Origin of the sequence: Sphingobacterium thalpophilum (genome assembly GCF_038396785.1) — a bacterium.
Taxonomy (GTDB): Bacteria; Bacteroidota; Bacteroidia; order Sphingobacteriales; family Sphingobacteriaceae; genus Sphingobacterium; species Sphingobacterium thalpophilum_A.
The window spans coordinates 479,400-505,756 of sequence record NZ_CP151087.1 but is presented as its reverse complement, the minus strand read 5'-3'; the positions used below and the strand labels follow the sequence as shown (position 1 = coordinate 505,756).

The following is a 26,357-nucleotide window of genomic DNA, read 5'->3' as shown; positions in this document are numbered from 1 at the left end:
ATATGACAATTTAGATTGATTATTATTTACGTACTGCATTATCCACAACCCAAGATTGGCTATTGGATTGATAATTAATTTTCAGCAACTTTCCTTCGATCTTCACGTCTTTTAAGAGTGTTGTATCAGTAGAAGTCCAAGTGCTATCATTGGTTTTATCAAATCGAACGCCTGTAATATTTGGGATGCCTGTGAAAAACTCAATTTTATAAGTATCGGTACCATCACGAAGCACCCGTATCAGGCGATTATCCCGGTCCACTTCAATGGAATTGCCTTGGTATTTAACACGACCGATAAAGCTGCCGGAAGCGTCCGCAGCACCACCTGTATTTTCATTTTTTTTACACGAGATAAATAAGATAACGAATAAAACGGGCGAGACTAAAGGCTTAAACAACTTCATGTGTGTAATTTTTGTGCTAAAATAAGCTTTTTTGGCCAAAATCTCAATTGATCAATCCAGAAATGATGTTAATGGTCAATGCAACGACAAACGTATTTAAAGCAAAGGAGAGGAGGCCATGAAATAATGCTACTTTTCTTATTTTTTTTGACGATATTTCCACATCAGATACTTGAAAGGTACAGCCCATCACAAATGAAAAATAAGCAAAATCTAAATAATCTGGATTGTCATCTCCTGGAAACTCCAGTCCAGCTCCATTTGCGTGATGTTCGTAGTATAATCGCGCATAATGAAAGGTGTATATGGTGTGAACCAATATCCATGAAGCCAACATAGCCAGCATACAAATAATGATAATGTAAGCATCATTCAGCTGTTTATCCTTACTTGATATGATAATCATTAATACTGAAATAAAACAGCCTATGGTCACTAAAATAATAAAAAGGGATACAAAGAGACGGCTACCATCTTCTTGCTGTGCTTTGCGCGCAATGGTAGAAATAGGTGTGGTGTAGAATGTATACCAAGATATAGAAACGTAGGCAAGACAAAAACCAAACCAGCACAACATTAAATTGAGCAAGGGGATGGTTTTAATGGGAGAGATGAAGTAGATCAATAAAAAAATACAGACCGAAATCATTGCCCTATGAATGGATTGCATTCGATGTAGGTAATAGTTTATTTTTCCCATTTCAGTTCTATTAACAATCAAACTGTTCTTCTGCATCAAAAATCAATGGATTGCCATGATTGGAAAGCAGCAGTAATAGTGCCTCTTCCTCATAATTCCTTGGATTGGAAAAAATAAAATCCAGCGCGCCATCCCGGTCAATATCTCCAACAAATAATGTCCTCATAAATACATGGTCATATTGATCTACCTGGAAAAGTGTCTTTTCTTTACCTCCATTGGTTGCGCTATAGTTGAGTTTATAATTGGCAACCTCATGAAATACTTTCTCGTGACCGTTTTCGTCGGTTTGCACTTCAGTCGATCTAATATCACCCATTGCTTTGAGGGCAACTTTTTGGTTTTTAAAAGTATACTGGACAGATTCTTTTGGCCAGATTTCGGCTTGATTTATTTTGACATGTTCAATGAGACCAGGCTTAAGTCCGCTTAACTTCAAGAATAACAATGAATTTCTGCGTGATTCGACACTCTTAGACGGTACCGGAGCACACTCGTCAAAACCATCTTTAATCACATAATCCGCCTTTGCCAAGTAATATTGTCCACTTTCTTTGTAAAGATCATACCATTCTTTATTTAAGACAGCCGTTGGATCTTCCTTCTCCCAGATACGGTAACTACGAACAAGGAAAATCTGACCTTTAGCAGGGTCTGCTTTTTGGTAAATAGAGGATGTTGTGTCATCCACAGTCGATACCGCTAAACTGTCTGATACTATTTTTGCATCAGGTCGATCTTGCTGTTGTTTTGTTGTCTGGTTTGAACATGCCTGCAGGGAGAGCAAACCCAATATCAGGCTGAAGGAAAAAAAAACATTCATATGCGGTGAATTTTGCTTAAATATATAAAATTCACCGTATATAAAGTAGTTTGGATTCTTAAGTAAGAATTTCTTTCAACAATGATAATGAATGGAGACACTTTTCATCATCAAAGATATAGGAAGTCGCCATGATCTCGTCCACTTTGTGATCGTTTACGAATTTTTCTATTTCGGGAAGGATTTTAGGGCCATCGCCAATAAATGCACAGGAAGCCATACTTTGCACAGCTTGCTCTATCGCGGGAATGCCTTTGTAGATTACCTCTTGAGTAGGTTCTGAAAGTGGTCTTCTGGTATTTGTCACAATACCAGCGAATAGATTATAGAAGCTTGTTGCTAAGAAATTGGCTTCTTCCGTACTATCGGCAGCGATAACATTGACACAAGAGATGAAATATGGTTTTTCTAAGGTATTAGAAGGAACAAAATTTTGATGATAGATCATGCTTGCTGAGGCAAACTGTGCCGGAGCAAAATGCGTTGCAAAAGCATATGGAAGACCTAAGCTAGCAGCTAAATAGGCACTATCGGTACTTGACCCGAGGATATAGAGTGGGATGTCCAATCCTTCTCCTGGAAACGCACGTACTTTTGCGTCGTAGTTGTCTCCACTGAAGTAGCGCTGTAAGTCTTTTACCTCTTGTGGAAACTGAAAGGCTGTATTCAAGTTGTTTCTGCGCAAAGCCATTGCGGTCAATTGATCAGTGCCCGGTGCACGTCCCAAACCGAGGTCAATACGCCCGGGAAACAAGGTTTCTAATGTTCCAAATTGCTCTGCAATGACTAAAGGAGCGTGATTTGGTAACATGATCCCACCAGAACCCACGCGTATAGAACTGGTGTTTGATGCGATATGTTGTATGAGGAGTGAGGTTGCTGAACTGGCAATATATTCCATATTATGATGTTCGGCAACCCATATCCTTTCAAAATCTAATTTTTCTACATGTTGGGCTATTTTTACGGTGCGAGCCAACGCGCTTGCTGTATTTTCTCCTTTTTTGATCGGAGCCAAGTCCAATGCTGATAACGCTATTTTATCCATGCATTAAAATTACGGAGAAGTTATTCGACAATTGTAATGAAAATGTCTATTCTAAAATGCGTTGTGTATGTATGACACTAAATTGATCATTCACGGTTGTCGTGAAAAATGTGAACGAATCACTAGCGTCTTTGATTTTAAATTTCTTTTTGATCTCTTCGGTCTTCAAGGGAAAATTTTTGGCGATGATATCGGAATTCAATGCTCTTTTATTTTTCTTAAAATCTGTAAATGATTCCACCTGTTTGATGATGAATGTTTTACCGGGAAAATTTTCGATCTTTTGATCGGAGGTGTAGAGATGGGTATTTTTATGGAGTTTTTTTACGTTGAATACTTCGGCAATAGTCTTAAATGCTCCGGCTTTGGAGAGAGCTACATCCGGTTCGTATAAATAGGATAGCGGCCTACTGTAGTCATTTGAAATTGCACGTTCATTTTCGTAAGTGAAAGATATAATCTGCTGTTGTTCTTGATATAACCTGACCGCGTGGATGCAAGGTTCAGCTTCGTATCCTTTCTCCTGCACGAAGATAAGTTCTTTGCAGTCATTTTGCAAAGAGACGACATAAACGTCCTTAACATGTTGCAGCATGTGTATTGCTGCAGAAATATCCAATAGTGGAGCTAGCTTACTTATTATTTTGTTGGTATGTTTGAAAAATTCATCTTGCAAGGCAACCAAATTAGGTTCACATTCATCAAGTAGAAACACTTTTTTGTTTTGAACTCTTCTTGAAGGATCCAAATAGATATAATCAAATCTTCTCTTTGGATCGTTTAGTATATATTCAACTCCATTTGCCGCAATGATCTGAAGATTTTCTGCTTTCAATATCTTTGCATTATGTTGGGTGATTGCAGCGAGTTCGGGATTGAGTTCGCAGGATGTTACTTGCTTTGCCCGTTTAGAGAAGTAAAAGCTATCAACACCGAAGCCACTGGTAGCATCAATTAAATGGCTGTTGTTTTCGATGAGTGAACTTTTAAATAATCCGGTTTTCTCGGAAGAACATTGTTCGAGATTGAGTTTGGTGGGGAAGTAAATCCCTGCTGTTTCGGCCCATAGTGGAATTTTGCCGCTCGCCCGTTGTCTACCATCGAGTTGTGCCGCGAGCTCGGAAGATGATATTCCTTCAAAAGGAGATTTTTTTAAAGCGATTTTAGTCGGAGACTCCAGTTTGTTTCGTTCTAAAAACTGTTGAGCCTCCTCTTGAAGGATTAATGTGTTCATTTATATTTTCTTAACGAGAAGTTGGCAAGTATAGGTATCCTTTAGTTCGCTAATAACTTCTTTATCAACCAAAACGCGATCAATGGTTTCTTGATTATAATAACGGATTGTAATGAGTTCTAGCCCAGATTCATACCTGACTTTGAATTTTTGCTCCAGTTCGTTAATTAAGTCGACTAGATTTTTTCCAGTATCATCGACGGAAACCGTAAAGTTGATCGCCGTATTATGCATCATATTAATTTTAATACGATGTTCATGAAATAGGTTGAAGATGTCTCTCAGATTGTCTTCAACGATAAATGAGAAATCCCTCGGGGAGATGGAAATAAAAATCTGGTTCACCTTAAAGATGAAGGAGGGCACAGGTAAAGTTTGGTTTGTACTCTTTATCATTGTTCCAGGTGAGTCAGGGTCCACAAAGGATCGCACATTTAATGCGATCTTTTTATTCTGAAGCGGCTTGATTGTTTTCGGGTGAATAACCGTAGCCCCATAATAGGTAAGCTCTATAGCATCGGTATAAGATAGCTCAGGAATCAACTCGGTTTTCTCAAACCACTTCGGATCCGCATTAAGTACACCTGGAACGTCTTTCCATATAGTTACATTTTCGGCATTTAGACAAGAAGCAAAAATTGCCGCAGAGTAATCGGAACCTTCACGGCCTAAAGTGGTTGTGAAATTTTCAGAGGTAGAACCTAAAAATCCCTGCGTAATTACAATATACTCGTCTAGGATGGCTGGCAGTTCGGCACGGATTTTTTCTTCCGTTTTGTTCCAGTCTACGACAGCTTCGCGATAGGTGTTGTCCGTAAATATATAATCTCGTGCATCTAGCCATTTTACCTTTTCACCAATGAATGCAACGTAGGCTGCAACAATCTTGGTGGAGATAAGTTCACCCATCGAAACAATTTGATCGAAAAGATAATCATATGAATCTTGAGGTTCTTCCTCTAAAATCCACTCGATCTCCACAAAGCAGTTGGAAATCTCATCAAATATAGGATGTTCAGCTTCAGGGAATAATTCTTGAAGGATTTGAAAGTGAAATGCTTTCGCCTCTTCAAGTGTCTGAAATTGGTTCCCCGTGTTGTTAAAATATTCTTTGGTCAATTTCTCTAGAAGGTTTGTTGTCTTTCCCATGGCGGATATGACGACTAACAAGGCGTCGCCTTTGTATTTAGAAATAATCCGCGCCGAATTTCTGACACTTTCAGCATCTTTTACTGATGCACCCCCAAATTTAAAAACCTGCATTTATTTATTAGTTTAGTTGATTGCTAGTTGATACTATTAATATAGTGTAATCCTTTTTCTGAAATCAGATGTTTAAATGTTGTATAGGGAATACGTAATTCAGTATTTCCTTCAGCATAAGATTTGATTTCGTATACGTTGTAGTAAAACAGGATGTCGTTTTTTTCAAAAGTGAAGTTATCGGCCAAAGAAAATTTACCGTCTTCAAAAAAGTACTTTCCATTTAGGGAATCATCAGCATTTAATCCTTCTTGCTTACGGAAGTATTGCTCGGCGATTTGAACGAATTTATTTTTGTTCTCTTCCTGAATGATATCATTGATTGTAATTGCACTGTTAGATTGACGATCAAAATTGGAGTACAGCGTGAAATGGTCCCCATGCGCTCCACCAGTATATTCCTCTTGTTTGGTTCTTACACCCAAGAAAACAGGCGTATTGACGATCACATCAATCTGTAGATCCCGACTCCAGGTTGATGTAGATTTGCCATTATTGTCTTCCACATATTCGTTGTATGAATTTATAAAGCGATGTGCTGCATCTGCCATGCTTGTGTCGCCTTCAAGATGAACAATACTTGATATGAGGGTATTGATTTTATTTTCTTGGAAAATCGGGTATTTTGCGCGAAAATAAGTTGTGTCCAAGCGATCATCTTCTTTTAGAAAATAATTACTATGCTCATCGATGATTTTTTGACTATAGGAAAGTGTGTCTGTGGGCTGTTTCGCTATAGCGGCCTTTTTGTGGTCACTGCAAGCGGACAGAACGCAGCTAATAAATAATACTATTAAAAAAAAGTAAAATCGCATTGAATTGATGATTCTCGTTATTTAATACGTGATTGACACATTAATCCATTCGGCATCGAAGTTTGCTTTATATTTTTCATAAAACTTTATAGCTGGCTCATTCCAATCGAGGACCTGCCACACCATGCCATGAAATCCACACTGTTTGCCGTAAGCTAAAGTTTTATCAAAAAGCAGCTTGCCTATCCCTAAACCTCGCATTCTTTCGGTAACAATCAAATCTTCCAAATAGAGTCTTCTACCTTTCCAGGTTGAATATCGGACATAATATAATGAAATTCCGACAATTTCGCCATCCACTTCGGCAACAAATGCACCCCAAACGGGATTCTTTCCAAATCCTGCATCTTTAAATTCTTCAAGCGACACGGTGACCTCGTCCGGTGCTTTTTCAAAAATAGCCAATTCTTTAATTAGCTCGAGCATTTGGGTGCAATCACTTTCAATTGCCTCTCGTATCGTTGTTTTAATCATTGTTTTTGAAGTGTTTGATTACTCTTTTGCCAAATATTGTGCTTCCAATCCGCACCATTGTCGAACCTTCTTCAATCGCTAACTTATAGTCTGAAGACATTCCCATGGATAGGATATTAAAATACTCTTCCTTCCGGTAGAAACTTACCTTAATTCCATCGAATAACATTTTTAACTCATAAAATTCGGCTTTAATGACTTTTTCATTATCTGTATTGGATGCGATGCCCATTAAGCCACAGATCCGAATATTTTTTAATTCAAGAAACTCGTCGTCGCGAAGAAGTTCGATTAGTTCAGCATGGTCGAAACCGAATTTTGTTTCTTCTTCTGCAATATATACTTGTAACAAACAGTCGATTGTACGTTGCGCTTTCTGCGCATGTTTGTTAATCTCTTTTAATAATTTTAATGAATCAACTGACGCAATTAAGCTGATGAATGGTGCAATATATTTAACCTTATTAGTTTGAAGGTGACCAATCATATGCCACTGAATATCTTTAGGTAAAAGTGCTGCTTTTTCAACTAATTCTTGAACATGATTTTCACCAAATATACGCTGTCCTGCCTCATAGGCTTCCATAATGTCCGAATTGGATTTTGTTTTTGAAACTGCTACAAGTTGTACCCCAACAGCCTCGGTTTCCAATCTTAACGCTTCTAAATTACGAGCAATACTCATTTCCGATATAGTTTTGATGATGTAAAAAGCGCCAAATGTCGGTGCTTTTTGTAAATTTGTACAAAACTACGAAATGCTACGATTAATACTGAATCTACTTGCAGTGATTTTTTTATTTGGTTCTTGTATCGGAACTGGGGGGAAAGATATTATCCCTCAAAGTAAGTTTGTGGATGCATTGACCGAAATTCAACTGACAGACTCCTATCTTAATATTTTGCCCATTGACAGCGCACGTAAAGTAATGTTGCCTTTGTATCAAGTGACCTTTGATAAATATGGATTGGATTCGGTTTCTTTTCGAAAGAACTTAGACTATTATGGTAAGGATGCTGAAGTGATGTCTGCGATTTATAAAAAAGTGGAGGATAATTTAACGAAGGAAAATAAGGTTTACGCCGATATAGAACGGAAAAAGCAAGATTCAATTCGAACGCGCGATTCAATCCAGAATATGCGTATTCAAGATAGCACCAATCGCGTTATGCGTGCACAACAGTCTTATCAGGAACGAATTGCAGCACTTATACATTATTTGCCAAATAAGACGAAATTCAACTTTAGAGAAGCTTCTTCCTTGTTTAATACGAACTTTCAAACAAAGACTGGTATAAACATGAACGGCTATCTCATGAACCAATTGTCGGTCGGTAATTCAAATTTACCAATTGAATCGCCTTCTCCACAGAAAGATACGGTTTCCCAACTGAAAACACCTGGTACTTCAGTCAAGGATACTCTTGTGGTACAAAACCATGTGGAGCCACAATTACCAACAAATGAATTGGAAAAAAGACCAATTCTCACGCCGCCGCGTCACATCAAGCCGCCGACGGAACTTTAACCATCAAAGAATATAATTTCTATGGTATATCCAATAAATGCAATTGATAAACTCGGGTTTTCCGAGATAAAAGATAAAATAAAACAAAAATGCCTAAGCGAGCCTGGGCGTGAGCTAGTTGAAAAAATTCAACCTCAGACCCGGTTTGACCAAATCGACCGATTTCTAAGACAGACCAGCGAGTTTAAGGATCTTCTGATGAATGATGGCGCATTTCCTGTTGAAAATTTCTTTCCGCTTAGATCCATTATCGAGAAAGCTCGAGTAGAGGGCGCGTTCTTATTCGAGGATGAATTTTTTCGGGTATTACTATCCCTCAAGACTGTTTACGCTATTATCCGTTATTTTAATGAACGGGAAGGTCTCTATCCATATTTAGAGGTATTGTTTGAGCATTTACCGATCGAGAAGGGGATTATTCGCGATATCGAAATGGTCATTGACGAGCGTGGAAAGCTTAAAAATAATGCTTCCCGATTACTGTTGGAAATAACCCAACAAATTCAACGGGCGGAACAGGAGGCCCTAAAACGTATCAATAGTATCTTTAAGAGCGCACAGGACAGCGGATGGACAGCGGATGGGAATCTGACGATACGGGATGGAAGGCTCTGTATTCCTATTCTTTCGGAAAATAAAAGAAAGCTCAAAGGTTTGATTCATGATGAGTCCGCTACGGGGCAAACTGCTTATATAGAGCCTGAAGAAGTATTTCAGTTAAATAATAAAATTAGGGACCTGGAGTTTGAACGTAGGCGTGAGGTCATCCGTATTTTAGTCGAACTAACGGACAAGGTCCGGCCACATATTCCGCTCTTGCTTTCCTATCACAGCCTATTAACCAAAGTAGATTTTGTGCGAGCGAAAGCACTTTTTGCCTTGGATATTGAGGCAGAAATGCCTGAATTATCGAAGGAGGCTGAAATTAATTTGGTCAATGGTCGACATCCGCTTCTATTGCTGAATCAGCATCATACTGTTGTTCCTTTAAACATTCAAATTGATCATATTCAACGTATTATTGTTGTATCGGGTCCTAATGCCGGCGGAAAATCGGTATGTATGAAAACGGTTGGTCTTTTGCAAATCATGGTGCAATCGGGCTTATTAATACCAGCGGAACCGACAAGTAAAGTCGGTGTTTTTAAGCAGATATTTGCAGATATAGGCGATGATCAATCCATTGAAAGTGATTTGAGTACATACAGTGCTCATCTGTCCAAAATGAAATATTTTACGGAATTTGCAAATGGACGTACTTTGGTACTGATCGATGAGTTTGGAACCGGTACCGACCCTTTGTTTGGCGGACCTATTGCTGAGGCTGTATTGGAATCCCTTAACAAAAAACAAATCAGGGGAGTTGTGACCACCCACTATTCAAATCTCAAAGTTTTTGCCAACAATACGACAGGTCTGGAAAATGCTTCAATGTTATTTGATAATCGCGAGATGAAACCGATGTATATCCTACAAATTGGTAAGCCAGGAAGCTCTTATGCTTTCGAAATCGCGCAGAAAATAGGATTAGGTAAGGATATTTTGGAATCTGCTAAAAGTAAAATTGGTGTTCAACAGAAGAAGGTAGATACATTATTGATCGATCTTGAGCGAGAAAAGAAAGAGGTATTTGATACAAAGGTTGCTATTAATAAGCGCGAGAAGGAACTGGAGTTGATTAAATCGGAGTATTTGGAATTACAAAGTTATTTGGAAGAAAATAAGCGCGTAATTTTGAAAAAGGCGAAAGAGGAAGCGCAACAGATTATCAAAAGTTCGAATAAGTTAATCGAAAATACGGTAGCGCAGATCAAATCTGCAAAAGCGGATAAAGAGAAAACTCGTGAGTTGCGCAGCAATTTGGATCAGGCACTTCAAGCTGTTCTTCCCAAAGAGCAAAAACCGGCGAAGCAAATCGTCAAAGAAAAAACGCCTGAATCTACCATATTAAATATTGGGGATTGGGTACAGATTATAGATAATGGTGCTGAAGCGCAGATTGTCGAAATTGCAAAGAACAACCTTATTCTTGCCATGGGGGAACTTCGCACTGTTCAAAAGCGAAAGAATGTGATTAAACTCGAAGGGCGGGAAGGGAAGAAGTCTGCAAAAAGTCTATCAAGATCATTATCTTCTGGCAGTGTAGCTGATTTCAAGCCAGAACTTGATTTAAGAGGAATGCGCACAGAAGACGCACTGCATGAATTAGAACGTGTTTTGGATCGGGCCGTCATGATAGGTTATCCGTCCTTAAAAATTATTCATGGTAAAGGTGATGGTATTTTGCGCAAATTTATTCGCGATTACCTTCGTAAATATAGTCATGTAAGCCGTTTTGAGGACGAACATCAAGATCGTGGGGGCGATGGTATAACTTACGCTTATCTATAGTCTTAATTTCATGGAGCTGAGCATGTTCGAAGCTCCGTGTTTCATCTTTCTGTAAAGTTCGGTATGGAGAATATCATTAACTTTTTGACTAGTGAGCCTTTGTTAAACGCTCTCACTTCAATTCTGTGTGGGAGTTTAATTGGTTTTGAACGTGAGTATAGGAATAAATCTGCTGGATTTCGGACGGTAGTGCTTATTTGTTTCGGTTCGGCGATGTTTACTATTGTTTCCTGTTTGTTTATTGGCAATAGTACTGATCGCGTTGCTGCAAATATTGTGACTGGTATAGGCTTTATTGGTGCTGGTGTGATCTTTAAAGGCAAACTATCGGTTAGTGGTCTCACAACAGCGGCCGTTATTTGGGCGACAGCTGGTATTGGCATGTTTGCCGGATTGGGGCAACTGGTTTATGCGATTTCCTTTGCTGTTTTTATGGTGGTAATACTCGCGCTTTTTCAGCGGATCGAAATTCTTTTGGCTCGTTACTACCTAGTCCGTTCTCTACACGTAAAGTTTAGTTCCAATGAGTTTTATCACTTACATGAGTTTGAACAATTGGCATTGGATTTTAAGATTAAAGCTACCAGGCGTGTTATTGAAAAGATTAGTGGTAAGTTAGAAGTAATGTATGATATTTCTGGGAAAATGACCGATTTAGATCGTTTTAACCAACAATTGGCAGGTTCATTAGTTATAGATGAGTTTTATTATAACAAATAAACACATCTATAACTAACCTCATTGTAGCTTAAGTCGTTTCTTTACCTCCGAAAGTAATCAAAACCATACCTGAAATGATGACAAACATACCCAGTACCTGCTGCCAGCTCAATGAACTTTTAAAATATAGCGCCATCGCCAATTGGACAGTCAGAAATGTGCCACCAGAACATAAGGCTATTACGATAGGTTGAGAGACGTTCTTAAATAACTGCACAAGAAACCAACTTGCTGATAAAAGAATAATGTTTCCTATAATTAAAGTTGTCCATTTATACTTTGGATGTATCCCGCCAAGTTTAAACAGGATAGATGAAATAATTTGACAGGCCCAAAATGCCACAAAATATATATAGTTCAGCATGGATTTTTTATTCGTATCTACTATAAGCACTATTAAAAGATTGGCGCATCAATGCGAATTGATCGATCACACTCTTCAGAAATTCTTCGTCAAGTAAATCAAAGACCCCATTTACACCTCCAATTATATCCATTTCTGCAATTTTATAAGATTGTTCTAAGTTTCCTTGTTCAAATTTAATAATGAATTTTTGATTCATACCAAAGATTGAAATCTTGCAATCGGGATGGGGGAGTTCAGCTATTAATCTCATTTAAATTTTGTGTTTTTTAAAATTAGCATAAAAGTATAAAAAAACGCCCAAATGCAATGCATTTGAGCGCTCAGGATTATGATATGATTAGAAAAAGGCGTGTTATACGATACCTTGTGCTTTCATCGCGTTAGCGACTTTTATAAAACCACCAATATTGGCACCTTTCAGATAATTAACGAATCCACTGTCTTGGCCATATTTCAAGCAAGTTTCGTGAATGCTTTCCATAATGGTTTTTAAGCGATTGTCAACTTCTTCTGTACACCATTGTGTACGGATTGAGTTTTGAGACATTTCCAAGCCGCTGACAGCAACACCACCAGCATTCGCAGCTTTGCCAGGTGCAAAACTGATTTTTGCATCTAGAAAAACTTTAATAGCTTCTGCAGTAGAAGGCATATTTGCACCCTCAGCTACGCAGATACAACCATTTGCTACAAGCGCTTTAGCATCCGATTCTTCTAATTCATTTTGTGTTGCACATGGCAGAGCGATATCACATTTAAATTGCCATGGCTTTTGACCAGGTAAGAATTTGGCGTTTGGATAGCGAGCAGGATATTGATCGAGGTTTCTTCCCAAAGTAGCCCCAAATGCCATTTTTTCAGCATTAAAACCATCAGGATCGTAAAGTGTGCCCAAGCTATTTGATACAGTAATTACTTTGGCGCCAAGTTGAACAGCCTTTTCAACAGCGTAAAAGGCTACGTTGCCAGCACCAGATACTGTAGCTACTTTACCTTGTAAAGATTTTCCTTGATATCTGAATATGCAGTCAACAAAATATAGGAGCCCATAGCCGGTAGCTTCAGGACGAATATATGATCCACCCCATAATTCACCTTTGCCCGTTAGAACCCCTGTAAAATTGTTTTGAAGTCGTTTAAATTGACCGAATAAAAAGCCTATTTCGCGTCCCCCAACTCCGATATCTCCTGCAGGAACATCTGTATCTGCGCCAATATGACGATAAAGTTCTGTCATAAAGCTTTGACAAAAACGCATAATTTCATTATCTGATTTACCTTTAGGGTCAAAATCAGAACCTCCTTTACCACCACCAATTGGTAGTCCTGTTAAGCTATTTTTAAATACTTGTTCAAAAGCGAGGAATTTTAAAATACTTTGGTTGACAGAAGGAGCGAAGCGAAGGCCACCTTTATATGGACCGATTGAACTGTTCATTTGAACACGATAACCACGATTTACCTGTACTTGGTGATTATCATCCAACCAAGTTACGCGAAAAGATATAATACGTTCAGGTTCAGTAAGTCTTTCGAGAATTTTTTGGTCGAAAAATTCAGGATGATTTTCAGTAATATAAGGAAATAAATCCTCAGTAACTTCTTTTACAGCTTGTAAGAATTCTGGTTCATTTGGATTGCGTTTCTCAACGATTGAAATGAACTCGTTAAAGTTTTTTGACATGTTTTAATTAGTAAAATTTCCCTTTGGCTGGCACTAATTTATATAATTTTTAATAAAAAACCAATATTTGTTAATTATTTACAATTATTGGTCTTTTTTAATGAAATTTCATATTTTTTAAAATTATTTCAAACAGACTAATCAATAGCGAAATGAAGGCATAATGACCATTTAACAGTATTTTATTCGAAACTAAATCTAAAAGATAGAATCATTTTCGTTTTTGATAAAATAGCTATGAATACTCATTACAATTGATGAATATTTAATGTTTAGCTCTTTTTTCTGACTATTTGATAAATGTAGATGACCCCTATTTTCTTTATATATTTGGTGATTATAATTTATATTATGTTAAATAGTAAATATCCGAGTGTGCCCTCTCTATACAGTTGATCTTTAAGCTTGGTTCTTTAAAATAGATTCTGTGGTGTATAAGTTCAACTTCATAAAAAAAAGGAACCCAAACAATGCCTGAGTTCCTTGAATAATATTTAGGTTGAATATTTACGTTTAAAAAAATATTAATCGATTGCCTGAATCATTAAAGCACCAACGGTTAGATTTGTCCGTGGATCAATAACAATCGCTTGAGAATTTGCCGGATTTTCCTGCTGTAGATCAAATACTAGATTCTCAGCGGACTTAATGGCTATTCGACCAATATCATTTAGTTTGATTGGATCATTATATATTTTTTCCTGTGTATTGATATCAAATTTGTATAACACATCTACAATCTTAACCTTGGTTAATTTACTGTGGCTTTGGACAAGATAAACTTGCGAAGTATCCAAAGGCTTATTGTCGAACCAACATAAGTTTGCTTGAATATTGCGCTCAAACTTTGGCGGCTGTTCTACACTTGCAATGGTATCGCCGCGACTAATGTCGACATCGTCACTGAGGTGTACAATGACAGATTGTCCGTTTTCAGCCCGTTGAAGTTGTTGCCCGTTTAATTCAATCGCTTGAATTGTGCTATATGTTTCTGCTGGATAAACAATAACCTGGTCACCAACCGTCAGCCCCTCTCCTAGTACTCGGCCTGCATAGCCTCTATAGTCGTGTAAATCATCGGTTTGTGGTCTTACAACCCATTGGACGGGAAACCTCCAACTGGCTACTTCCTGTTCGTGAATTTCTACATTTTCCAGGTAATCCAATAAAGATTCGCCTGCATACCAGCTCATTCTTTCTGACTTATGGACAATATTGTCTCCTTTTAAGGCTGAAACAGGTATGAAATCAATATCCTTAAGTCCGAGATTGTTAGCTAAAGTTAAATAATCAGCCTTGATCTGTTCGAAAACAGAAGCGCTATAATCGACCATATCCATCTTGTTTATGCAGACCAAGACTTGTTTCATGGCCAATAATTTGGCTATGAAAGAATGACGTTTTGTTTGCTCTATTACGCCTTTGCGTGCATCAACCAGAATGATTATGAGATCTGAATTGGAAGCTCCAGTTACCATGTTTCTGGTGTATTGGATATGTCCTGGAGCATCGGCTATAATATATTTTCGGTGTTCAGTCTGGAAATATTTATAGGCTACATCAATTGTTATGCCTTGTTCACGTTCAGCTTTAAGTCCATCAGTCAATATGGCCAAGTCTACCGTCCCATCGTCATTTTTCCGGTTGGCACGCTGTATAGCTTCCAATTGGTCGTCCAAAATGGAGTTTGTATCATATAGTAATCGGCCAATCAAGGTACTTTTACCATCATCTACAGAACCGGCCGTTATAAATTTCAATATATTCATTGTTGTCAATATCAGGTATTTGATTTGAATTAAAAGTATCCTTGTTTTTTACGTTCTTCCATGGCTGCTTCCGATACCTTATCGTCCATTCTAGCGCCACGTTCACTTACCGTTGAGGCCTTGATTTCGGCGATAATATCATCTAACTCCGTTGCTGTTGAATCTACAGCTGCTGTACAAGTCATGTCGCCTACAGTTCTGAAACGTACAGATTTGCGTTCTATGATATCATCTGCATCGATATTTAAGAATGAGGCAGCAGCCATCAGTTGCCCATTGCGGGTAATAACATCCCGTTCATGGCTGAAATAAATCGATGGCAATGCAATCTGTTCACGTTTAATATAGTTCCAAACATCGAGCTCGGTCCAGTTTGAAATAGGAAACACCCGTACATTTTCGCCTTTGTTTATTTTGCCATTAAAGATGCTCCACAGCTCAGGTCTTTGGCGTTTCGGATCCCATTGTCCAAATTCATCACGCACGGAGAAGATTCTTTCCTTAGCACGCGCTTTTTCTTCGTCCCGACGTGCGCCACCGATACAGGCATCAAAACCATGTTTTGCGATTGTATCGAGTAAGGTAACTGTTTGCAAGGCGTTCCGACTTGCATTTTTTCCTTTTTGCTCAACGACTTTTCCTTGATCAATGCTGTCTTGAACATAACCAACGATAAGTTTTTCTCCTATGTCTTCAATCAATGAATCCCTGAACGTAATTGTCTCGGGAAAATTGTGACCAGTGTCAATATGAACTAGTGGAAAAGGAAATTTACCAGGTCTAAATGCTTTTTTTGCTAGGTGAACAAGTGTAATGGAGTCCTTACCACCAGAGAATAATAGCGCTGGTTTTTCAAATTGTCCGGCTACCTCCCTTAAAATATATATTGCTTCCGCTTCTAAATGATCTAAATAGTCCATTCTCTGAAATAATAAAATTTGATTTTAATGAATTTGGGTTTCTACTTCGCTATTTTATGATTTAACGGCGTGCAAACCACATTCTTTTTTACTTTGATCTTCCCACCACCATCTACCAGCGCGGAAGTCCTCTCCTTCTTGTATTGCTCTTGTACAAGGTTGACAACCGATACTTGGGAAACCCTTGTCGTGTAGCACATTGTACGGGATATATTGCTCTTTACAATAATTTTTAACTTCCTCAAAAGTCCAGTCAAATAAAGGATGGATTTTGATGATTTGGTTCGTTTCATCGTATTCGATAAAGTCCATGTCGTGGCGATTGATGGATTGATCTGATCGGATGCCCGTTACCCAAATTTTTTTCCCTTTAATCGCGCGTTGTAAAGGTTCAATTTTCCTTATCCTACAACATTCCTTCCGATTCTCAACCGACTCATAAAAGGAGTTTGGACCTTTTCTGCTGATAAAATCTTCCAACAATGTTGTATCCGCAGTATATGTCTTAATACGCAACTGATAACGCTCCAAGGTGCGGCTCCACAGGGAATAGGTTTCTTTGAACAGTCTTCCAGTATCCAGTGTGAATATGTCGATATTAATATTATTTTTACCGATCCATTCCGTGATTACTTGATCCTCAATACCGAAAGAGGTTGAAAAAACTACCTCATTAGGAAATAGTGAGGCTATTGTTTGTAAGAGCTCCACTCCTTTTTTTTCGCCAATAATTTCTTTAATTTCCTTAACGTTCATAACGTAATATATTTTTGGTATGCTCGTTCAACTGCTTTACTTTGTATTCAAAATCTCCTCGAAGCTGCTCTCGATAAGCACTCATGAGTGATAGTGTTTCGTCAATTTCCTCAGGTAACAAGTCATTTAATAGTTCCTTCACCCTTTTGGCAATCGTCGGTGATTTGCCATTGGTGGAAATAGCTATTTTCAAGTCGCCTTTCTTTACGATGGACCCCAGGTAGAAGTCGCATAATTCGGGTTTGTCCGCGGCATTAAACAGTATGTTATTTTGCCCTGTTAAATTACGCAGCTGCTCGTTGAGCTCCATGTTATTGGTTGCTGCAATAACAAGTTGTTTGTCCGTAAGGTCGTCTGGTCTAAACGGACGCATGTGGAGCTGAATTTGTGTGTAATTTTGTAATAGCTCCTTAAATTCCGGGATGATTTCCCGAGTCACAATGGTCAGTTTTAATCCCTCATCATTGGAAATTAAAGCTTGAAATTTTTCCAATGCAACTTTCCCGCCTCCAACAAGTAAGGTGTCAATTTGATTCAATTTGACGAATATTGGAAATAGCTGGTTCATATCTATAAAGCTAAAGCTTTTTCTTTAATGTGTTGGAATGAACGATGCTTGGCAACGACCTCGCCGATTACAATAATCGCTGGGACACCGACCCTTTTCTCTGTTGATTCGTCAAGAATATTATCGATAGTACCTAGTACAACTTTTTCATTAGGCAATGAACCATTTTGAATCAAGGCTATTGGTAAATTATGAAGATTTCTTTGGCGGTAGATTTCCACGATCTCTGCCAATTTTCCGTATCCCATCAAGACAACGACAGTGGCCTTGGATTCTGCCGCCAGATAAAGATCTGTTGAAAGTGAACCGTCCGATTTGGAGCCTGTGATGACCCAAAAGCTCTCACTGATTCCCCGGTAAGTTAATGGAAGTTGCTGTAGTCCGGTAAGTCCAATTGCGGAGGAAATACCTGGCACAACGGTAGTTTCAATACCATATTGCTGTACGTAGTCAATTTCTTCGCCACCACGGCCAAAAACAAAGGGATCACCACCTTTTAGACGTACAACATGGCCATAGTTTAAGGCATAATCCACCAAAAGGCGATTGATTTCATCCTGTGAAGTAGAGAGTTGTTCGGCTCGTTTTCCAACATATATTTTGATGCATTCAGCCTGTGCATAATCCAGTAGTTCATCATTCACCAAGGCGTCGTATAAAATGACATCTGCTTTTTCTATTGCTTTGATGCCTTTTAGGCTGATCAGATCCGGATCACCAGGGCCTGCTCCTACCAATGTTACTTTTGCTTTTATTGACATACCTATTCCCTCCTATACCAATACTGGTTTTAAATTTTTCCGTTGATAGACTTCATTGATAAACTTCGTTGCTTCCTGAAGGTAGTTGATTGCAAAATGCTCCGTTGGTTCATTTTTACTAATCTGTAGAACTAATTCTGGAAACGTTTGTTCAAAATTATATTCACCTGTTTCCACGAAATGTGTTTGGAATTCGTTGATTACAATATTTTGCGTGCTGGCGCTAATCCCTTTATCCAATAGTAGGGCTTTTGCTGCTTGTACAAAGGCATTATAAGCATGATAAATCGCATCCGAGAATTTGGATTCCCGAAATGTTTCATTTGCCCATTGTAATTTCTCTTCCGCCTCATAGATCAACGTAGCAACCAAGTCAATCACCACGCCTGCACACTCGCCAACTCCGATTGCCGTTTGGAAAGTTCCTTCATGTCCCCAGTCGACAAATTCGTCCTCAGCAAGATTGGTCAAATCCGATAGAGGCTTTAAAAGATTATAAAAGTAATTTTTACTTTGTCTGTCGTAGTAAGCATGGAAGTTTTCATTTGCTTCCGCATTTTTTTTATAATCATTCAGCACCCATTCTACAACATGCAAGACTCTTTTTGTCGGCACTTTAATAATACGCTCGGCAACACGTCCTTCACCATTACCAATTGTCCCGCCACCAAGCATAACTTGGGCTGCAGGGACCACTTTGCCCTCCGCTTTAACCGAGCTACCATGAAAGCCGATATGTGCCAGACCATGTTGGCCACAAGAATTCATACAACCCGAAATTTTGATTTTTAAATCCCGATTAAAGACAAAATCCTGATGAAATTCGGCGATATAAGATTCGATAACCCGCGCCATTTCAGTACTGTTTGAAATGCCTAGATTACAGGTATCCGTACCAGGGCAAGTTGTTACATCAGCAGTACTACCAAAACCTACCTGCGCTAGATCCAACGATTTAAGTAGTTGATAAATATGTGGCAGTGACTTCTCTGTTGCGTATTTTAGCAGTAGGCTTTGGTTTTGTGTGATACGGATATCGTCCGCGACCAAATCCTTCAAACCTGCGACCAACGCGCGTGCTTTATCTGTACCTATATCACCGGTGGATACCCGCACATAGACACCGTAATATCCTTTTTGTTTTTGTTCGAATGTATTGGTGCCCTTCCAAACTTGATAATTTAGATCACTATCTAGGTTAATCGTTGATAGCTGATTGTCGTCCGGTGGTATTGGCTGTTCGATTTTGGTTCGGTCGATCGGATAGCTTTTCACCTTCGTGGCGATTTTCTCGGCTTCAATTAAACTTAGCACTTCCTCTAACCCTAGTTTCTGAATAAGGTATTTGAATCGAGCTTTATTTCGGTTATTTCTTTCACCATAACGATCAAAGACACGAAGTGTCGCTTCGATATAAGGGATCAATTCATCTTCTGGTAAAAACTCGCTTGTCACTGATGCTAAGAAAGGCTGAGATCCCAATCCCCCACCCAATAACACTTTAAAACCACGAACTTCCACACCATCAACAATTTTTAGTTTTGGAATAAAACCAAGGTCATGAATATAGGAAAACGCAGTGTCTTCATCACTGGCAGAAAATGACATTTTGAATTTTCGTCCCATTTCCGCACATACTGGATTGCGCAAAAAATATTCAAAGGTCGCCTGAGCATATGGCGAAACATCAAATGGCTCCTTTGGATCGATTCCCGAACTTGGAGAAGCGGTGACATTACGGACTGTATTTCCACAAGCTTCGCGTAATGTAATATCGTCTTCAGCCAATTTGGACCAAAGTTCTGGTGTACGGTCAAGACTAACGTAATGAATCTGTATATCTTGACGTGTGGTCAGGTGCAGATTACGGCTTGCGTATTCGTCTGATATTGCTGCAATTTTGTTCAATTGCTTAAACGTAACCTTTCCAAACGGAAGCTTTATACGAACCATTTGAACTCCAGGTTGTCTTTGTCCATATACCCCCCTAGCCAAACGCAACGATCTAAATTTTTCGTCGGCAATTTTGCCCTCGTGGAACAATCGAATCTTTTTTTCAAGTTCGATAATTTCCTTCTCCACGATAGGATTTTCTAATTCTGTGCGGAAGCTTTGCATATAACAAATAAAATCTATTGATTTAGTATTCTTTTCTCGATGTCAAATGTAAAAATATTTTTTTAATATTCTATAATATCTACCAAATTAATATATATTTGCCCTATAAAATTTAATATATAAAACCTGTAGACTTTTAGGTGTAATGATGAGAAAGTTTTTTATAATCTTGATTTTAAGCTATGTAATCGTATTTAAAATGACTTCCTGTGCGCGAAAAGTCAAAAATGGTTATAGTAAGGAACATGGTTTTGAAGGTAATATTTCTTTGTCCGGTGCCTTTGCCCTTTATCCTTTAGCTGTAGTTTGGAGTGAAGATTTTAAAAAAATACACCCTAATGTTCGTTTCAATATTTCAGCGGGAGGTGCTGGAAAAGGAATCGCCGATGTTCTGACAGGTATGGTTGATATTGGAATGGTGTCGAGAGACCTACACGAGCAGGAAATAAAAAAAGGGGCTGTTCCAGTTATTGTTGCTAAAGACGCTGTTATCTGTACGATTAATCCCGGTAACCCTAATTATTCCGCTATTTTGAAGCGTGGTCTGAGCCGCGAAGAATTGCTGAATATTTTTGTAAATAGAAAGTTTAAGACCTGGAAAGAAATTGATCCTCAGTTTACGGCGGATCCTATCAACGTTTATGTACGTTCGGATGCTGCCGGAGCAGCTGAAACATGGGCTAAATTTTTTGGTCATAAGCAGGAGGATCTGCAAGGTATTGGCATTTTTGGTGACCCTGGGATTGCTCAGGCCATTAAAGATGATACTCACGGGATTGGATTCAATAACATTAACTACGTCTATAATCTGAAAACCAATAACGTGTTTGATCGTATTGCGGTTGTTCCTTTGGATCTCAATAAAAATGGGCACATTGAGGATGATGAGCAGTTTTATGGCACTCTATCTAATTTGACAGAGGCCGTCGCTACAGGAAAATACCCAGCTCCCCCCTCAAGAGAACTAACTTTTGTAACGCGCAATAAGACCGAATCCCTTCTCTTGAAAGAATTTATTTCTTTTGTGCTTCAAAAACAGGCGCAATCGCAACTCCTTGAGAATGGTTATGTCCCACTAAATGAAACATTGATAAAAGAAGAACTTAATAAGTTATAGCATGCTAAATACTCGTCTCGTTAAAGATTCTCTGGTCAAGCGATCCACCTTGCTCCTGCTACTGATTTCACTTTCAGTTGTGGTGATTATTGCGATTGGTTTAACTATAAAATCGATTCCGTTATTTGAATACAGTAATATCTTTCAACTGTTGACCGACAAGGTTTGGTCACCAATGAAAGGATCGTTTGGCTTTTTGCCTTTTATTGCAGGTACGCTTGCTGTTACCTTGATTTCTCTTATTATTGCGATTCCGCTTTGTATACTGACTGCGGTTTATTTGACTGAATATGCTTCGGATGCCTTAAAAAATATGATGTTTCCGTTGGTCAATATTTTAGCAGCGATACCGCCGGTTCTGTATGGTGTTTGGGGGGTATTGTTTATTGTACCTTTAATTCAGCTGTATATCGCTCCCATCTTTGGGGTTGTTACATCGGGTTATTCAGTGCTTGCCGGTGGAATTGTATTGGCAGTGATGATCTTTCCCATTATGATTTCCATTATGGTGGAGGTGCTGCAAACGATACCTTATGAGCTAAAAGCGGCTTCGCTATCTTTAGGTGCAACAAAATGGGATACCATTAAGCATGTTATTCTGAAGAAGGCTAGACCTGGCATTGTTGCTGCAATTGTTTTGTCAACATCGAGGGCATTTGGTGAAACAATAGCGGTGTTGATGGTCTGTGGCAACGTTGCAAAAGTCCCTACTTCGGTATTTGATGCCGGATACCCAATTCCAGCATTAATAGCCAATAATTTCGGGGAAATGATGTCAATTCCACTTTATGAATCTGCGTTAATGTTCTCTGCGTTGTTGCTGTTTGTGATCATATTTGTTTTTAATTTAATATCTCGTCTTATATTGAGACGACTGGAAGGAGCTCAGCATGGATAATACGAAAAGACGGTTATTGAGTGAAAAAGTAGCGAAAGGTTTTATGCATCTCTCTGGGATAACCGTGACTGCTTCCTTGTTTTTTATCGTAGGAACCATCTTGTATAAAGGGCTTCCTTATCTCAGTTGGGAGATGGTTAGCCAGTTGCCAAAAGGTGGATTTTATATTGGAAAGGAAGGTGGGATTTTGAACGCAATCTTGGGCTCCCTCTATCTAGCAGGTGTAGCGACAGCCTTGTCCGCAATTATAGGTATTCCGATTTCGTTGTACCTTAACGTTTATTTGGGGGCGAAATCAAAAGTGACACAGCTTGCTAAATTGTTGTTTGATGTCTTGTATGGTGTTCCTTCTATTGTTTATGGAGCGGTTGGTTTTGGTATTATGGTTTATTTAGGTATTCGAGCTTCGTTATTGGGGGGAATTATTACAGTGACACTGTTAACCATTCCAATTGTGGTTCGCACGGTTGATGAATTGATAAAAACAATTCCTGACGATTTAAAGAATGTCACTCTTTCCCTTGGGACCACACGCTGGGAATTGGCTAAGGTCATGCTAAGAAGCATCCGATCAGGGCTTCTTACCGCGATTTTGCTTGCTTTTGGGCGTGCTATTGGTGATGTTGCGGGCGTTTTATTGACAACAGGTTTTAGTGACAATCTTCCAAAATATATTGATGAACCAGCGGCAACGTTGCCATTGTCCATTTTTTTTCAGCTAAGTAGTCCTATTCCTGAAGTTCAGGGGCGCGCTTATGCTTCAGCTTTAGTTTTAACAATCATTATTTTAATTATTGTAGTATGCACTCATATCCTTCAATCGAAACAAAAAAATCGTCGATAATAAGTCCTTTGAGCAATCCCCACATTGAAATCAAGGATCTTAATGTCTATATTGACGGCCGACATATACTTAAAAATATTAATCTCGCCCTTCCTAACAATAGTGTAACTTCGATTATTGGTCCTTCAGGTTGCGGAAAGACGACGCTTTTAAAGACACTCAATAGATTAGTAGATGATACCAAGGGGGTTGAAATAACGGGATCTGTACTTGTTAATGGTGAGGATATTTATGGTAGAAATGCTGAAGTAACACATATCCGTAAGAAAATGGGACTTTTATCCCAAAAACCTTATCCTTTACCAATGTCGATCTATGATAATGTGGCTTACGGTCCTCGCATACATGGTACTCGAAGCAAAAAGGAGTTGGACAGAATTGTGGAAACGCAATTGCGAAATGTGGCGTTATGGGACGAAGTCAAGGACCGTCTCGGACATTCCGCTAGCGGATTGTCCATCGGTCAGCAGCAAAGGCTTTGTCTTGCAAGAGGTTTGGCTGTAGAACCTGAGATTATACTTGGAGATGAATCGACATCAGCGTTAGATCCGCTTTCAACTGCTAAAATTGAGGAATTACTAATTGAATTGAAGAAAGATTATACCATCGTATTGGTAACGCATATTTTACGGCAGGCAAGACGGGTGTCTGACTATATTCTGTTTGTCTATGGTGGAGAAATTCTTGAGTTTGGACCGACGGAACAGGTTTTATTGAATCCGCAGAATGAAATCACAAAACAGTATGTAAAGGGATTTATTTCCTAGAAGGTTAAGAAGTATCTACGCTGGATGAAGTTTATGAGAAAGCAATAAGGATTGGCTGATAAAAAGAATAAGCCAAAGGCTTAATTTCTACTGTGGGATATCTTCCCTATAATTGTGAAGACGATTGCTTTGTTGGGATAAACATTAGCAAAATCAGCATATGACCGATATTGTTTCCATCAAATCAGTCCGTAACTTCGTTTAAGAAATTATGCGGGAGCATTCAGGTTTAAAATAGGAATACTCCCGCATTTATTTTATCATGGTATCAGATAGACTCTATTTCCTACTTCAGGTGGAATAAATCATCAACGCCAAGTATCTTCTTGGAAGTAAATCCTTCAGCATATTTCGCTTGGATATATCGTCCAAATTCTCGGGCTCTGGCAGCAGTTGATTCCATGAAATCCGGATTGGAAATGTAGGTTTGTGGTTCATCAGGATTTACGTTTTCTCCTGTGTAAAATTGAGTTTTATAGGCTAAAACGGATTTTTCTTTAACATGGTAATAATCTGTTATATCGATAACAACATCTGGTTTTATATAATAATCCTGTACAAATTGCAGTACCAATCGGGGGCGGTGGGCCTCCTGAGGAACATTGTCCTGATCAAAAGTTTCCACTCTTCTCAAGCCAGCAAGAAAGCAAGCTTCACTGACCATCTGCCCCGCTCTTCCATGGTCCGGGTGGCGGTCTGTGATGGCATTTGTAATAATAATTTCGGGTTGATATTTGCGGATAGCTCTTATTACTGCCATTTTCTCTCTTTCGGCATTTTCAAAAAAACCATCTCTTAAGCCCAGGTTCTCTCTAGCGGCCAGTCCTAGGATTTCGGCAGCATCTTTCGCTTCCTGAGCCCTGGTTTCTGCTGTGCCGCGTGTGCCAAGCTCGCCTTGAGTCAAATCAACAATTCCAACCTTTTTTCCTTCAGCAACATATTTTGCCATTACTCCACCTGCGCCTAATTCAGCATCATCAGGATGTACAGCAATGATAAGTAGATCTAATTTTAACATATGATATCTCTCTTTTTATTTGGCTCTTCAATGACAAATCATTCCATTTAATCAACGAACAATTTTACTGAGATGCTATAGACAGCTTCAATATACTATTGTTCCTGAGTCGATATACGATTAAATTGACGTTGTGAAAGCCGCGGCAAAGGTAAGCAGTTTATGGGTTACTCTTGTAAAAGACGCTCGATATTGCGGCAAATTTTACTTGATAATGGCGAAGTAGTCGGATAATAGAAATCAATGACCTCTCCTTTTTTGTTTATCAGGTATTTGTGAAAATTCCAGGAAGGTTTACTGTTAATATGTCCATTCTGATCTTTGCTTGAAAGAAAACTGTATAAGGGTGTTGTGTATTCGCCGATAACGTGGCTACGCTTAAAAATAGGGAAACTCACCTGTTGATTGATCCGGCAGAATGTCTCTAGCGTACCACCGGTTAATGGTTCCTGGTTACGAAAATTATTTGCCGGAAATGCCAGGATTTCGAAACCTTGGTCTTTATATCTTTGGTAGAGTTTTTCGAGCGATTTAAATTGTCTGGTAAAGAGGCATTGACTAGCAGTATTGACGATGAGTAAAACTTTACCTTCAAAATCAGCGAGAGATTTTTTTTTACCATTAAACTGAAGTGCGTCAAAGTCGTATACTGTTTTCATCTGGTTTTAGTTTGATTGGTCACATGACAGGTTGGGGTCTCGATTTCTCAAATTCCCTAATGATATTTTCAATGGCAAAGTCTTCTTTTGGGTCATAAGTTGACTTTAGGTTGTGACCGAATATTTTCGCGACTCCCTGATAAAAAAAAGCGGAAATCCCACCCTTCATTTCCTTTACCATTTCATAGCCGGTATGTCCTGTATAACGATCGATCAATTTAATGAGTATTTTGCCTTGGGAAATAGTCATATTTTTGATTTCTCGGTCAAACATCTGTTTTACGTCACTTTCACATTTTTCAACCAATGCTTTATGTTCCTTCTTGTCCGAAGTCAGCGCTAGGTCTCTGTCAAGTTGATCATATCTTTTTTGCGCATAGATTGCATAAGGAAGAACCTTGAGGACATTTCTTCTAAAGCGGAGATATTCTCTTCGTGCTTCTTCACTTGACCAGGTCCTTTTGGCCACAACAGTGACCTGTGGAATCGGAAACCAGGGTAATACCTCTCCGTTTGCCAAGGTTGTTGTCATATAACTGTTTACGGTCTCCTGTGCCCCCTCTCCATACAAAGGAAGAGTGAGTGATTGAGACTGCGCCCATCCGGACAGAGTCGCTGTGAGGAATAGCAAACAAAATAATATCGTCTTCATTTGGGCAATTATATAACGCTTTTTAATTTGTCAATGCTATAATATTTTGGTAGATT

The 26,357-nt window shown here is 38.8% G+C and carries 28 protein-coding genes; 7 read left to right on the top strand and 21 right to left on the bottom strand.

Annotation, left to right across the window (positions count from 1 at the left end):
• Positions 1–22 precede the first annotated feature (22 nt).
• The 9 genes from AACH28_RS02355 to AACH28_RS02315 are packed head-to-tail and all read right to left on the bottom strand — an operon-like array spanning position 23 to position 7,448.
• Positions 23–406, bottom strand: coding sequence for a hypothetical protein (locus tag AACH28_RS02355; protein WP_286751870.1), 384 nt, complete (start codon positions 404–406; stop codon positions 23–25).
• 43 nt (positions 407–449) lie between these two features.
• A complete protein-coding gene (locus AACH28_RS02350; RefSeq protein ID WP_341832124.1) occupies positions 450–1,106 on the bottom strand; it encodes a DUF1345 domain-containing protein in 657 nt (218 codons plus the stop codon).
• A 10-nt stretch (positions 1,107–1,116) separates the two neighbouring features.
• A complete protein-coding gene (locus AACH28_RS02345) occupies positions 1,117–1,929 on the bottom strand; it encodes a hypothetical protein (RefSeq protein ID WP_341832123.1) in 813 nt (270 codons plus the stop codon).
• A gap of 58 nt (positions 1,930–1,987) precedes the next feature.
• Positions 1,988–2,977, bottom strand: coding sequence for an LLM class flavin-dependent oxidoreductase (locus tag AACH28_RS02340; RefSeq protein ID WP_286751873.1), 990 nt, complete (start codon positions 2,975–2,977; stop codon positions 1,988–1,990).
• 46 nt (positions 2,978–3,023) lie between these two features.
• Complete coding sequence (locus AACH28_RS02335; RefSeq protein ID WP_286751874.1) at positions 3,024–4,211, bottom strand: THUMP-like domain-containing protein; 1,188 nt, start codon at positions 4,209–4,211, stop codon at positions 3,024–3,026.
• Positions 4,212–5,474, bottom strand: a complete 1,263-nt coding sequence (locus tag AACH28_RS02330; protein WP_070564195.1) for an aspartate kinase — start codon at positions 5,472–5,474, stop codon at positions 4,212–4,214.
• Between the two features lie 23 nt (positions 5,475–5,497).
• A complete protein-coding gene (locus AACH28_RS02325) occupies positions 5,498–6,289 on the bottom strand; it encodes a DUF3298 and DUF4163 domain-containing protein (protein ID WP_070564193.1) in 792 nt (263 codons plus the stop codon).
• Between the two features lie 21 nt (positions 6,290–6,310).
• Positions 6,311–6,763: a GNAT family N-acetyltransferase gene (locus AACH28_RS02320; protein WP_046673395.1), complete on the bottom strand. Its 453-nt coding sequence runs from the start codon at positions 6,761–6,763 to the stop codon at positions 6,311–6,313.
• Entirely contained in the window at positions 6,756–7,448 is a 693-nt protein-coding gene (locus AACH28_RS02315) for a YggS family pyridoxal phosphate-dependent enzyme (RefSeq protein WP_070564188.1), read from the bottom strand. The genes AACH28_RS02320 and AACH28_RS02315 overlap by 8 nt, the downstream gene beginning before the upstream one ends.
• Positions 7,449–7,521: 73 nt before the next feature.
• Between AACH28_RS02315 and AACH28_RS02310 the strand changes: the two genes are divergently transcribed.
• The 3 genes from AACH28_RS02310 to AACH28_RS02300 all read left to right on the top strand — a co-directional run bounded on the left by AACH28_RS02310 (position 7,522) and on the right by AACH28_RS02300 (position 11,403).
• On the top strand, positions 7,522–8,292 hold the full coding sequence (locus AACH28_RS02310; RefSeq protein WP_070564184.1) for a DUF4296 domain-containing protein: 771 nt from the start codon (positions 7,522–7,524) through the stop codon (positions 8,290–8,292).
• A 21-nt stretch (positions 8,293–8,313) separates the two neighbouring features.
• On the top strand, positions 8,314–10,683 hold the full coding sequence (locus AACH28_RS02305; protein WP_341832122.1) for an endonuclease MutS2: 2,370 nt from the start codon (positions 8,314–8,316) through the stop codon (positions 10,681–10,683).
• 63 nt (positions 10,684–10,746) lie between these two features.
• Complete coding sequence (locus AACH28_RS02300; protein ID WP_112374139.1) at positions 10,747–11,403, top strand: MgtC/SapB family protein; 657 nt, start codon at positions 10,747–10,749, stop codon at positions 11,401–11,403.
• Between the two features lie 28 nt (positions 11,404–11,431).
• On the opposite strand, the gene AACH28_RS02295 is transcribed toward AACH28_RS02300, so the two are convergent.
• The 9 genes from AACH28_RS02295 to AACH28_RS02255 form a co-directional block, all read right to left on the bottom strand.
• Positions 11,432–11,767, bottom strand: coding sequence for a hypothetical protein (locus AACH28_RS02295; protein WP_231585243.1), 336 nt, complete (start codon positions 11,765–11,767; stop codon positions 11,432–11,434).
• Positions 11,768–11,774: 7 nt separating this feature from the next.
• Positions 11,775–12,020: a hypothetical protein gene (locus tag AACH28_RS02290; RefSeq protein WP_046673390.1), complete on the bottom strand. Its 246-nt coding sequence runs from the start codon at positions 12,018–12,020 to the stop codon at positions 11,775–11,777.
• Positions 12,021–12,122: 102 nt separating this feature from the next.
• Positions 12,123–13,454, bottom strand: coding sequence for an NADP-specific glutamate dehydrogenase (gene gdhA, locus AACH28_RS02285; protein ID WP_070564173.1), 1,332 nt, complete (start codon positions 13,452–13,454; stop codon positions 12,123–12,125).
• 524 nt (positions 13,455–13,978) lie between these two features.
• Entirely contained in the window at positions 13,979–15,223 is a 1,245-nt protein-coding gene (locus tag AACH28_RS02280) for a GTP-binding protein (protein WP_341832121.1), read from the bottom strand.
• 29 nt (positions 15,224–15,252) lie between these two features.
• Complete coding sequence (cysD, locus tag AACH28_RS02275; RefSeq protein ID WP_070564167.1) at positions 15,253–16,143, bottom strand: sulfate adenylyltransferase subunit CysD; 891 nt, start codon at positions 16,141–16,143, stop codon at positions 15,253–15,255.
• Positions 16,144–16,197: 54 nt separating this feature from the next.
• Positions 16,198–16,899, bottom strand: a complete 702-nt coding sequence (locus tag AACH28_RS02270; RefSeq protein ID WP_070564164.1) for a phosphoadenylyl-sulfate reductase — start codon at positions 16,897–16,899, stop codon at positions 16,198–16,200.
• The gene (locus AACH28_RS02265) at positions 16,889–17,467 is read right to left on the bottom strand and encodes a bifunctional precorrin-2 dehydrogenase/sirohydrochlorin ferrochelatase (RefSeq protein WP_070564161.1); all 579 of its coding nucleotides are present in this window, start codon (positions 17,465–17,467) and stop codon (positions 16,889–16,891) included. Before AACH28_RS02265 ends, AACH28_RS02270 begins: the two co-directional genes overlap by 11 nt.
• Before the next feature lie 2 nt (positions 17,468–17,469).
• On the bottom strand, positions 17,470–18,228 hold the full coding sequence (gene cobA / locus AACH28_RS02260) for a uroporphyrinogen-III C-methyltransferase (RefSeq protein WP_286751882.1): 759 nt from the start codon (positions 18,226–18,228) through the stop codon (positions 17,470–17,472).
• Positions 18,229–18,240: 12 nt separating this feature from the next.
• Positions 18,241–20,346 carry a HEPN domain-containing protein gene (locus AACH28_RS02255; protein ID WP_341832120.1) on the bottom strand — a complete coding sequence of 702 codons (2,106 nt, stop codon included), beginning with the start codon at positions 20,344–20,346 and terminating at the stop codon, positions 18,241–18,243.
• 145 nt (positions 20,347–20,491) lie between these two features.
• Here AACH28_RS02255 and AACH28_RS02250 point away from each other — a divergent pair, with 145 nt between their 5' ends.
• Genes AACH28_RS02250 through AACH28_RS02235 form a run of 4 tightly spaced genes read left to right on the top strand, consistent with a single transcriptional unit; the run spans position 20,492 to position 23,972 of the window.
• Positions 20,492–21,463, top strand: a complete 972-nt coding sequence (locus AACH28_RS02250) for a PstS family phosphate ABC transporter substrate-binding protein (protein ID WP_341832119.1) — start codon at positions 20,492–20,494, stop codon at positions 21,461–21,463.
• A gap of 1 nt (position 21,464) precedes the next feature.
• Entirely contained in the window at positions 21,465–22,361 is an 897-nt protein-coding gene (gene pstC, locus AACH28_RS02245; RefSeq protein WP_286802054.1) for a phosphate ABC transporter permease subunit PstC, read from the top strand.
• Complete coding sequence (locus tag AACH28_RS02240; RefSeq protein WP_046673380.1) at positions 22,354–23,205, top strand: PstA family ABC transporter permease; 852 nt, start codon at positions 22,354–22,356, stop codon at positions 23,203–23,205. Before pstC ends, AACH28_RS02240 begins: the two co-directional genes overlap by 8 nt.
• Positions 23,163–23,972, top strand: a complete 810-nt coding sequence (locus AACH28_RS02235) for a phosphate ABC transporter ATP-binding protein (RefSeq protein ID WP_046673379.1) — start codon at positions 23,163–23,165, stop codon at positions 23,970–23,972. Before AACH28_RS02240 ends, AACH28_RS02235 begins: the two co-directional genes overlap by 43 nt.
• A 286-nt stretch (positions 23,973–24,258) precedes the next feature.
• Here AACH28_RS02235 and bshB1 read toward each other — a convergent pair whose 3' ends face one another.
• The 3 genes from bshB1 to AACH28_RS02220 form a co-directional block, all read right to left on the bottom strand.
• Positions 24,259–24,990: a bacillithiol biosynthesis deacetylase BshB1 gene (gene bshB1, locus AACH28_RS02230; protein ID WP_046673378.1), complete on the bottom strand. Its 732-nt coding sequence runs from the start codon at positions 24,988–24,990 to the stop codon at positions 24,259–24,261.
• A 167-nt stretch (positions 24,991–25,157) separates the two neighbouring features.
• Positions 25,158–25,649 (bottom strand): glutathione peroxidase, encoded by a 492-nt coding sequence (locus AACH28_RS02225; protein ID WP_070564142.1) that lies wholly within the window; start codon positions 25,647–25,649, stop codon positions 25,158–25,160.
• A 19-nt stretch (positions 25,650–25,668) separates the two neighbouring features.
• Positions 25,669–26,301 (bottom strand): DUF4294 domain-containing protein, encoded by a 633-nt coding sequence (locus AACH28_RS02220; RefSeq protein ID WP_070564139.1) that lies wholly within the window; start codon positions 26,299–26,301, stop codon positions 25,669–25,671.
• Positions 26,302–26,357 lie beyond the last annotated feature (56 nt).